15 protein-coding genes are annotated in these 7,814 nt (G+C 68.7%); 1 reads left to right on the plus strand and 14 read right to left on the minus strand.

The genetic code is table 11. The annotated features are described in order from the left end of the window. The first annotated feature begins 250 nt into the window (after window positions 1–250). Window positions 251–2,020, plus strand: a complete 1,770-nt coding sequence (locus VH969_RS07495) for a 5'-nucleotidase C-terminal domain-containing protein (RefSeq protein ID WP_331972531.1) — start codon at window positions 251–253, stop codon at window positions 2,018–2,020. A gap of 90 nt (window positions 2,021–2,110) precedes the next feature. Here the strand turns inward: VH969_RS07495 and rplO are convergent, their stop codons facing one another. The 14 genes from rplO to rpsC form a co-directional block, all read right to left on the minus strand. Then, complete coding sequence (gene rplO, locus VH969_RS07500) at window positions 2,111–2,557, minus strand: 50S ribosomal protein L15 (RefSeq protein ID WP_331972580.1); 447 nt, start codon at window positions 2,555–2,557, stop codon at window positions 2,111–2,113. Continuing rightward, window positions 2,554–2,739, minus strand: coding sequence for a 50S ribosomal protein L30 (gene rpmD, locus VH969_RS07505; RefSeq protein ID WP_331972534.1), 186 nt, complete (start codon window positions 2,737–2,739; stop codon window positions 2,554–2,556). The genes rplO and rpmD overlap by 4 nt, the downstream gene beginning before the upstream one ends. A 4-nt stretch (window positions 2,740–2,743) precedes the next feature. Further along, window positions 2,744–3,388, minus strand: a complete 645-nt coding sequence (gene rpsE, locus VH969_RS07510) for a 30S ribosomal protein S5 (RefSeq protein WP_331972537.1) — start codon at window positions 3,386–3,388, stop codon at window positions 2,744–2,746. Between the two features lie 34 nt (window positions 3,389–3,422). Then, complete coding sequence (gene rplR / locus VH969_RS07515) at window positions 3,423–3,824, minus strand: 50S ribosomal protein L18 (protein WP_331972539.1); 402 nt, start codon at window positions 3,822–3,824, stop codon at window positions 3,423–3,425. A 2-nt stretch (window positions 3,825–3,826) separates the two neighbouring features. Then, window positions 3,827–4,366, minus strand: a complete 540-nt coding sequence (gene rplF / locus VH969_RS07520) for a 50S ribosomal protein L6 (RefSeq protein WP_331972542.1) — start codon at window positions 4,364–4,366, stop codon at window positions 3,827–3,829. A 17-nt stretch (window positions 4,367–4,383) separates the two neighbouring features. Beyond that, complete coding sequence (gene rpsH / locus VH969_RS07525) at window positions 4,384–4,782, minus strand: 30S ribosomal protein S8 (protein ID WP_331972545.1); 399 nt, start codon at window positions 4,780–4,782, stop codon at window positions 4,384–4,386. A 59-nt stretch (window positions 4,783–4,841) separates the two neighbouring features. Then, on the minus strand, window positions 4,842–5,027 hold the full coding sequence (locus tag VH969_RS07530) for a type Z 30S ribosomal protein S14 (RefSeq protein WP_075126570.1): 186 nt from the start codon (window positions 5,025–5,027) through the stop codon (window positions 4,842–4,844). After that, complete coding sequence (gene rplE / locus VH969_RS07535; RefSeq protein WP_331972554.1) at window positions 5,027–5,590, minus strand: 50S ribosomal protein L5; 564 nt, start codon at window positions 5,588–5,590, stop codon at window positions 5,027–5,029. Before rplE ends, VH969_RS07530 begins: the two co-directional genes overlap by 1 nt. Window positions 5,591–5,592: 2 nt before the next feature. Then, entirely contained in the window at window positions 5,593–5,928 is a 336-nt protein-coding gene (gene rplX, locus VH969_RS07540; RefSeq protein ID WP_331972557.1) for a 50S ribosomal protein L24, read from the minus strand. 1 nt (window position 5,929) lies between these two features. Further along, window positions 5,930–6,298 (minus strand): 50S ribosomal protein L14, encoded by a 369-nt coding sequence (gene rplN, locus VH969_RS07545; RefSeq protein WP_331972560.1) that lies wholly within the window; start codon window positions 6,296–6,298, stop codon window positions 5,930–5,932. After that, window positions 6,295–6,576 carry a 30S ribosomal protein S17 gene (gene rpsQ, locus VH969_RS07550; protein WP_331972563.1) on the minus strand — a complete coding sequence of 94 codons (282 nt, stop codon included), beginning with the start codon at window positions 6,574–6,576 and terminating at the stop codon, window positions 6,295–6,297. The genes rplN and rpsQ overlap by 4 nt, the downstream gene beginning before the upstream one ends. Then, window positions 6,573–6,821, minus strand: a complete 249-nt coding sequence (gene rpmC / locus VH969_RS07555; protein WP_331972566.1) for a 50S ribosomal protein L29 — start codon at window positions 6,819–6,821, stop codon at window positions 6,573–6,575. The genes rpsQ and rpmC overlap by 4 nt, the downstream gene beginning before the upstream one ends. Continuing rightward, window positions 6,821–7,240 carry a 50S ribosomal protein L16 gene (rplP, locus tag VH969_RS07560; protein ID WP_331972569.1) on the minus strand — a complete coding sequence of 140 codons (420 nt, stop codon included), beginning with the start codon at window positions 7,238–7,240 and terminating at the stop codon, window positions 6,821–6,823. Before rplP ends, rpmC begins: the two co-directional genes overlap by 1 nt. Window positions 7,241–7,243: 3 nt before the next feature. Further along, a partial coding sequence (rpsC, locus tag VH969_RS07565) for a 30S ribosomal protein S3 (protein WP_331972571.1) occupies window positions 7,244–7,814 on the minus strand: 571 nt, incomplete at its 5' end.

Consider the following 7,814-nt stretch of genomic DNA (forward strand, 5'->3'; position numbering starts at 1 on the left):
TCGGCGTCGCCGGCACCTCGGCCGGCGATCGGCTTTGCCGGTTCGTCACCGGCCGGGACTGGGTCTGGTCACCAGAGCGCTGGCAAGCCAGAGCGCCCCGGGGGTGCACTCCACCCGAAGCGTGTCAACGACTCTAACAGCACGGCGTGGCGCGCTTGCACCCCCTGGTCACCGCCGGTCGGCGCTGCGCCGTTCGGCCCAGTCCGAACGGCAGTTCAGCGCCTCTTGACCGGCGCGGTGAGATGGGCGGATGCGCATTCACAGAGCTGCGGCCGCCATCCTGGCCGTCACCGTGGCGGCGGGGCTCGCCGCGGCGGCCCCCGCGGCCGCCGGCACCCCCGGCGGAGACGACGTGCGGATCACGGTCATGGAGACGTCCGACCTGCACGGCAACGGAGTCAACTGGGACTACTTCCGCAACGCCGAGTACGACGACACCGCCCACAACGACGTCGGCCTGGCCAAGGTCTCGACGCTGGTGAACCAGATCCGCGCCGACCGCGGCCGGTCGAACACCATGCTCGTCGACTCGGGCGACACCATCCAGGGCACGCCGCTCGACTACTACTACGCGAAGGTCGAGCCCATCACCGAGACCGGTGAGACGCATCCGATGGCCAAGGCCATGAACGCCATCGGGTACGACGCGGTCACACTCGGGAACCACGAGTTCAACTACGGGCTGCCGCTCCTCGCGAAATGGATCGGGCAGATGCGGGCCCCGGTCCTCGGCGCGAACGCGGTCGACGCGCGCACCGGGCTGCCCGCCTACCTGCCGTTCGTCATGAAGACCATGAAGGTCGGCAAGCACCGGCCGGTGAAGGTCGGCGTGCTCGGGCTCACGAACCCCGGGATCGCGATCTGGGACAAGGCGAACGTCGAGGGCAAGCTGCGCTTCACCGACCTCGTCGAGTCGGCACGCTTCTGGGTGCCGGTGCTGCGGATGCTCGGCGCGGACGTGGTCATGGTGACCGCACACGCCGGCGACAACGGGATGTCGTCCTACCAGGGCGACCTGCCGGTGGAGAACGCGTCGGCGATGGTGGCCGAGGAGGTGCCGGGCATCGACGCGGTGCTGTTCGGGCACGCGCACAACGACGTGCCGGAGAGGTTCGTGACCAACAAGCAGACCGGCAAGCAGGTCCTGCTGACCGAGCCGAGCAAGTGGGGCTCGCGGCTGTCGGTCGTCGACTTCTCGCTGTCGTGGTCGCACGGGCGCTGGTCGGTGGCGGACAAGTCGTCGACGACGCTCAACACGAACACCGTGCCCGAGGACCCGAAGATCACCTCGCTGCTGCGGGCGCAGCACGACAAGACCGTGGCCTACGTCAACCAGCCGGTGGCGCAGTCGACCGAGGAGCTCTCGGCGGCGACGTCCCGGTACGAGGACACCGCGATCCTGGACTACATCCAGCAGGTGCAGACCGAGACCGTCGACGCGGCCCTCGAGGGCACGCCGCAGGCCGGCCTGCCGGTCCTCTCGGTCGCGGCGCCCTTCTCGCGGACCGCGGTGTTCCCCGCTGGCGAGGTGTCGATCCGGGACATCGCCGGGCTCTACATCTACGACAACACGCTCGAAGCGGTCACGATGACCGGCGCGCAGATCAAGGACTACCTCGAGTACTCGGCGAAGTACTTCAACCAGACCCCGGTGGGCGCGCCCGTCGATCCGGAGACCCTCACCAACGCGGGTGGCGAGCCGGACTACAACTACGACGTCCTGTCCGGCGTCACGTACGACATCGACATCTCGAAGCCGGTCGGCTCGCGGATCGTGAACCTGTCCTACGACGGGGCCGCGGTCACGCCGGACCAGCAGTTCGTCGTGGCGGTGAACAACTACCGGCGTTCGGGCGGCGGCGGCTTCCCGCACGTCAGCGAGGCCCCGGTGGTGTACCAGGAGCAGGTGGAGATCCGCCAGGCACTGATCGACCACGCGGCCGCGGCCGGCACGATCGACCCGGCGACCTTCTTCGTCGACAACTGGCGCCTGACCCGCGAGGGCGTGCCCGTGTTCTGAGCCGGAGCCGCTCGGCGCGGTCAGGATGGCCTGACACGACGAAGGCCCCCGGCACCTGGTGCCGGGGGCCTTCGTTCGTCGTTGGGCCGGTCAGAGCTTCGTGACGCTGCCGCCCGCCGCGGTGAGCTTCTCCTCCGCGCTCTTGGAGAACGCGTGCGCGGTGACCTCGAGCTTGACGTCGACGTCACCGTTGCCGAGAACCTTCACCAGCTCGTTCTTGCGGACCAGGCCCGCGCCGACGAGCTCCGCCACGCCGACCTTGCCGCCGTCGGCGAACGCGCGGGCGATGTCGCCCACGTTCACCGGCTGGTACTCGGTGCGGAAGCGGTTCTTGAAGCCACGCAGCTTCGGCAGCCGCATGTGGATCGGCATCTGGCCGCCCTCGAAGCGCGCCGGCACGTTCTTGCGCGCCTTGGTGCCCTTCGTACCGCGGCCGGCGGTCTTGCCGCCCTTGCCGCCCTCACCGCGGCCGACGCGATGCTTCTCCGTCTTCGCCCCGGGCGCGGGGCGCAGGTGATGGATCTTGATCGTCATCAGTCGTCGACCTCCTCGACGGTCACCAGGTGGCGAACCGTGTGGATCAGGCCGCGGACCTCCGGGGTGTCCTCCCGGACGGTGGTCTGCCGGATCTTGCGCAGTCCCAGCGTCCGCAGCGACTCACGGTGGTTGCGCTTGGTCCCGATGGTGCTGCGGACCTGCGTCACCTTGAGCTGTGCCATGGCGTCACACCCCCTGACCGGCGGCCCGGGCGCGCAGCATGCCGGCCGGGGCCACGTCCTCCAGCGGCAGGCCGCGGCGGGCCGCGACCTCCTCCGGACGCTGCAGGCCCTTCAGCGCCGCCACGGTGGCGTGCACGATGTTGATCGCGTTGTCGCTGCCGAGCGACTTGGACAGCACGTCGTGGACGCCCGCGCACTCCAGCACGGCACGTACCGGGCCACCGGCGATGACACCGGTACCGGCGCTGGCCGGACGCAGGAGGACGACGCCGGCGGCGCGCTCGCCCTGGATCGGGTGCGGGATGGTGCCGCCGATGCGCGGAACCTTGAAGAAGTTCTTCTTGGCCTCCTCCACGCCCTTGGCGATCGCGGCCGGCACCTCCTTCGCCTTGCCATAGCCGACACCGACCATGCCGTCGCCGTCGCCCACCACGACCAGCGCGGTGAAGCTGAACCGGCGACCACCCTTCACGACCTTGGCGACCCGGTTGATGGCCACCACGCGCTCGAGGTGCGGGGTCTTGTCCTGGGCCGCCCCGCCACGGCCACCGTCGCGACGGTCCCTGCGGTCCCGGCGGTCGCCGCGGTTGTCGCGGTCGCCACCCTGGCCGCCCTGGCCGCCGCCGAATTGCCGCGAACGTCCCGGCATCAGGCGATCCTTCCCGTGTTGTACATCTGCATGTCTAGAACTCCAGCCCGGCTTCGCGGGCCGCGTCGGCGAGCGCCGCGATCCGGCCGTGGTAGTCGTTGCCACCCCGGTCGAACACGACCTTCGTGACACCCGCACTCTTGGCCCGGTCGGCGAGGAGCTCGCCGACCTTGGCGGCGCGTGCCTTCTTGTCGCCGTCCATCGCGCGGACGTCCGCCTCGAGGCTCGACGCCGAGGCGAGCGTGCGCCCGGCCAGGTCGTCGACCAGCTGGACCACGATGTGCCGCGACGACCTGGTCACCGCGAGCCGGGGACGCTCCGGGGTGCCGCTGACCTTGCGCCGCACCCGGAAGTGCCGGCGGGCCTTGGCGACCCGGCGCCGCGTCGAGATGTCCCTGCCGACGGGCTTCCGCTTCGTAACAGACGCTTCGCTCATGATCACTTACCCGTCTTTCCGACCTTGCGGCGGATCTTCTCGTCCGCGTACCGCACGCCCTTGCCCTTGTACGGGTCCGGCTTGCGCAGCTTGCGGATGTTGGCCGCGACCTCGCCGACCCGCTGCTTGTCGATCCCCTGCACGGAGAACCTGGTCGGGCCCTCGACCGCGAACGTGATGCCCTCGGGCGGGGTGACCTTCACCGGGTGGCTGAAGCCCAGCGAGAACTCCAGGTCCGAGCCCTTGAGCAGCACGCGGTAGCCGACGCCGTGGATCTCGAGCTTCTTCTCGTAGCCCTGGGTCACGCCGACCACGAGGTTGTTGACCAGCGTCCGGGTGAGCCCGTGCAGCGCGCGGCTGCGGCGCTCGTCGTCGGGACGCTTGACCTCCAGGACCCCGTCCTCACCGCGCTCGACCGTGATCGGCTCGGCGACGGTGTGCGCAAGCGTCCCCTTGGGACCCTTCACGCTTACCCGCTGGCCCTCGATGGTGATGTCCACTCCGGACGGTACGGGGATCGGCAGCTTTCCGATGCGCGACATGTCCTACTCCCCTCCCGTCACCAGACGTAGGCGAGGACTTCCCCGCCCACTCGCTGCTTGGTGGCCTGCCGGTCGGTGAGCAGACCCGAGGACGTGGAGATGATCGCCACGCCCAGGCCGCCGAGCACCTTCGGCAAGTTGTCCGACTTGGCGTACACCCGCAGGCCGGGCTTCGACACCCGCCGCAGACCGGCGATGCTGCGCTCGCGGTTCGGGCCGTACTTCAGGGCGACGACGAGGTTCTTGCCCTTTTCGCCGTCCTCGCTGCGGTAGCCGGCGATGTAGCCCTCCCGCTGCAGGATGTCGGCGATGTTCGCCTTCAGCTTCGAGTGCGGCAGGACGACCTCGTCGTGGTACGCCGAGTTCGCGTTGCGCAGACGTGTCAGGAAGTCTGCGATCGGGTCGGTCATCGTCATGGTGACCTGTCAACCTTTCTCGCCATGGTTCCCGCCAGGGCCTTTGGCGATTTTGTGCGTTACCAGCTGGACTTGTTCACGCCGGGCAGCTCGCCGCGGTGGGCCATCTCGCGCAGGCACACCCGGCAGAGGCCGAACTTGCGGAACACCGCGCGCGGGCGGCCGCACCGCTGGCACCGCGTGTACCCGCGGACCTTGAACTTCGGCTTCTGCGCGGCCTTGTGCACCAGAGCCTTCTTGGCCATCAGTTCTCCCTGAACGGGAAGCCCAGACGCCGCAGCAGCGCCCGACCCTCCGTGTCGTTGATCGCCGTGGTGACCACGGTGATGTCCATCCCGCGCTGCCGGTCGATCGAGTCCGGGTTGATCTCGTGGAACATCGACTGCTCGTTGAGCCCGAACGTGTAGTTGCCGTTGCCGTCGAACTGCTTCGGCGACAGGCCACGGAAGTCGCGGATACGCGGCAGGGCGATCGTCAGCAGCCGGTCCAGGAACTCCCACATGTAGTCCCCGCGCAGGGTCACCTTCGCGCCGATCGGCATGCCCTCGCGCAGCTTGAACTGCGCGATCGACTTGCGTGCCTTGCGCACCTGGGGCTTCTGGCCGGTGATCAGGGCGAGGTCCTTGATCGCGCCCTCGATCAGCTTGCCGTCCCGGGCGGCGTCGCCGACGCCCATGTTCACCACGACCTTGACCACGCGCGGGATCTGCATGGCGTTGGAGTAGTCGAACTCCTCCTGCAGCCCGGCCGAGATCTCCTCGCGGTAGCGCGTCTTCAGGCGGGGGACGATCTTCTCAGCGGTGGTCATGATCAGACCTCCTTCGCCTTTCCGTCCTTGTCCTTGCCGTGCGGGCCACGGGCGACGCGGACCTTGCGGCCCTCGTCGTTGATCTCGTAGCCGACCCGGACGGCGTGCCCGTCGACGACCAGCATCACGTTGCTGACGTCGATCGGCGCCTCCTGGGTGACGATGCCGCCGGTCTTCGCGCCGCGCTGCGTCTGGCTCACCCGGGTGTGCTTCTTGATCCGGTTCACGCCCTCGACCAGGACCTTGCGGGTCTTCGGGTAGGCGTGGATGACCTTGCCCTTGGCGCCCTTGTCCTTGCCCTGGATGACGACGACCGTGTCGCCCTTCTTGATTTTCATGTCAGAGCACCTCCGGAGCCAGCGAGATGATCTTCATGAACTTCTTGTCGCGCAGCTCGCGACCGACCGGTCCGAAGATGCGGGTCCCGCGGGGCTCGTTGTCCGGCTTGATCAGCACGGCGGCGTTCTCGTCGAAGCGGATGTACGACCCGTCCGGCCGCCGCTTCTCCTTGGTGGTGCGGACGATGACCGCCTTGACGATGTCGCCCTTCTTCACCCCGGCGCCCGGAATCGCATCCTTGACCGTGGCGACGATGATGTCGCCGATGCCCGCGTAGCGCCGCGCGGAACCGCCGAGCACGCGGATGCAGAGGATCTCCTTCGCACCCGTGTTGTCGGCGACGCGCAGTCGCGATTCCTGCTGGATCACTTTGCCCTCTCCAAGATCTCCACCAGCCGCCAGCGCTTGGTGGCAGACAGCGGACGGGTCTCCATCAGCAGCACGCGGTCGCCGATGCCCGCCGAGTTCTCCTCGTCGTGCGCCTTGACCTTCGTGGTGGACCGCATGACCTTGCCGTAGAGCGGGTGCTTCTTGCGGTCCTCGAGCGCGACCACGATCGTCTTGTTCATCTTGTCGGACACAACGAGGCCCTCACGGACCTTGCGCCGGCCACGCGCCTTCTGCGGCGTGTCTGTTGTCTCGCTCATGCGGCACCTTCATCAGTGGAAACGTCGTCGGGCGACACCGAGAGACCCAGCTCGCGCTCACGCATCACGGTGTAGATCCGGGCGATGTCGTGCCGGACGGTGCGCAGCCGCCGGTTGTTGTCCATCTGCCCGGTGGCCATCTGGAAGCGAAGGTTGAACAGCTCTTCCTTCGACTCCCGCAGACGCAGCACCAGCTCCTCGTCGTTGAGCTCACGCAGCTCGGAGGCCTGAGTACCAGCGGCCATCAGAAGTCACCACCTTCACGCGTCACGATGCGGCACTTCATCGGGAGCTTGTGGATCGCGCGGGTCAGCGCCTCGCGGGCCACCGTCTCGTTCGGAAAGCTCAGCTCGAACATGACGCGGCCCGGCTTGACGTTCGCGATCCAGTGCTCCGGCGAGCCCTTACCCGAACCCATGCGGGTCTCGGCGGGCTTCTTCGTCAGCGGGCGGTCCGGGAAGATGTTGATCCACACCTTGCCGCCACGGCGGATGTGCCGGTTGATGGCGATACGAGCGGACTCGATCTGCCGGTTGGTCACGTAGGCAGACGTGAGCGCCTGGATCCCGTAGTCACCGAAGTTGACCTTGGTGCCACCCTTCGCCGCACCACCGCGCTTGGGGTGGTGCTGCTTGCGGTGACGGACCTTGCGTGGGATGAGCACTGCTCAGCCCTCCCCGTTGCTGGCGTTGCCGTTCCCGTTCACCGACGGGTTCTCCGGCGCGACTGTCTCTGCGGCGGGCTCGGCCTGCTGCTGCTGCTGCTGCGAGGCGGCATTCGCCTCGGCCGCGGCCCGGCCGGCCTCGGTGCTGGTCGCCGTGGTGCCCGAGGCACCCGAGCGGCGGGCCCTCGTCGGACGCTCCCGGCGCGGCGCGCGCTGCTCCGGCGCCTGCGAACGCGCCTCGAGCTCACGCCGGCCGCCGACCACGTCACCCTTGTAGATCCACACCTTGACGCCGATGCGGCCGAACGTGGTGCGGGCCTCGAAGAAGCCGTAGTCGATGTCGGCGCGCAGCGTGTGCAGCGGCACCCGGCCCTCGCGGTAGTGCTCGGAGCGGGACATCTCGGCGCCGCCGAGGCGGCCGCCGCACTGCACGCGGATGCCCTTGACCTGCGGGCTGCGCATGGCCGACTGGATGGCCTTGCGCATCGCGCGGCGGAAGGACACGCGGTTGGACAGCTGCTCCGCGGTCACCTGGGCGACCAGCTGGGCGTCGGCCTCGGGGTTCTTGACCTCG

This window comes from Actinophytocola sp., assembly GCF_036555685.1.
Lineage (GTDB): Bacteria > Actinomycetota > Actinomycetes > Mycobacteriales > Pseudonocardiaceae > Actinophytocola.

Bases quoted from the DNA above. Each gene is read 5' to 3' on its own strand.
- rpmD (WP_331972534.1), bottom strand. From the start codon at position 2,739: ATGGCACAGCTCAAGGTGACGCAGGTCCGCAGCACCATCGGGACCAAG.
- rplF (WP_331972542.1), bottom strand. From the start codon at position 4,366: ATGTCGCGCATCGGAAAGCTGCCGATCCCCGTACCGTCCGGAGTGGAC.
- VH969_RS07495 (WP_331972531.1), top strand. From the start codon at position 251: ATGCGCATTCACAGAGCTGCGGCCGCCATCCTGGCCGTCACCGTGGCG.
- rplE (WP_331972554.1), bottom strand. From the start codon at position 5,590: ATGACCACCGCTGAGAAGATCGTCCCCCGCCTGAAGACGCGCTACCGC.
- rpsE (WP_331972537.1), bottom strand. From the start codon at position 3,388: ATGCCGGGACGTTCGCGGCAATTCGGCGGCGGCCAGGGCGGCCAGGGT.
- rpsQ (WP_331972563.1), bottom strand. From the start codon at position 6,576: ATGAGCGAGACAACAGACACGCCGCAGAAGGCGCGTGGCCGGCGCAAG.
- rplR (WP_331972539.1), bottom strand. From the start codon at position 3,824: ATGAGCGAAGCGTCTGTTACGAAGCGGAAGCCCGTCGGCAGGGACATC.
- VH969_RS07530 (WP_075126570.1), bottom strand. From the start codon at position 5,027: ATGGCCAAGAAGGCTCTGGTGCACAAGGCCGCGCAGAAGCCGAAGTTC.
- rpmC (WP_331972566.1), bottom strand. From the start codon at position 6,821: ATGGCCGCTGGTACTCAGGCCTCCGAGCTGCGTGAGCTCAACGACGAG.
- rplX (WP_331972557.1), bottom strand. From the start codon at position 5,928: ATGAAAATCAAGAAGGGCGACACGGTCGTCGTCATCCAGGGCAAGGAC.
- rpsH (WP_331972545.1), bottom strand. From the start codon at position 4,782: ATGACGATGACCGACCCGATCGCAGACTTCCTGACACGTCTGCGCAAC.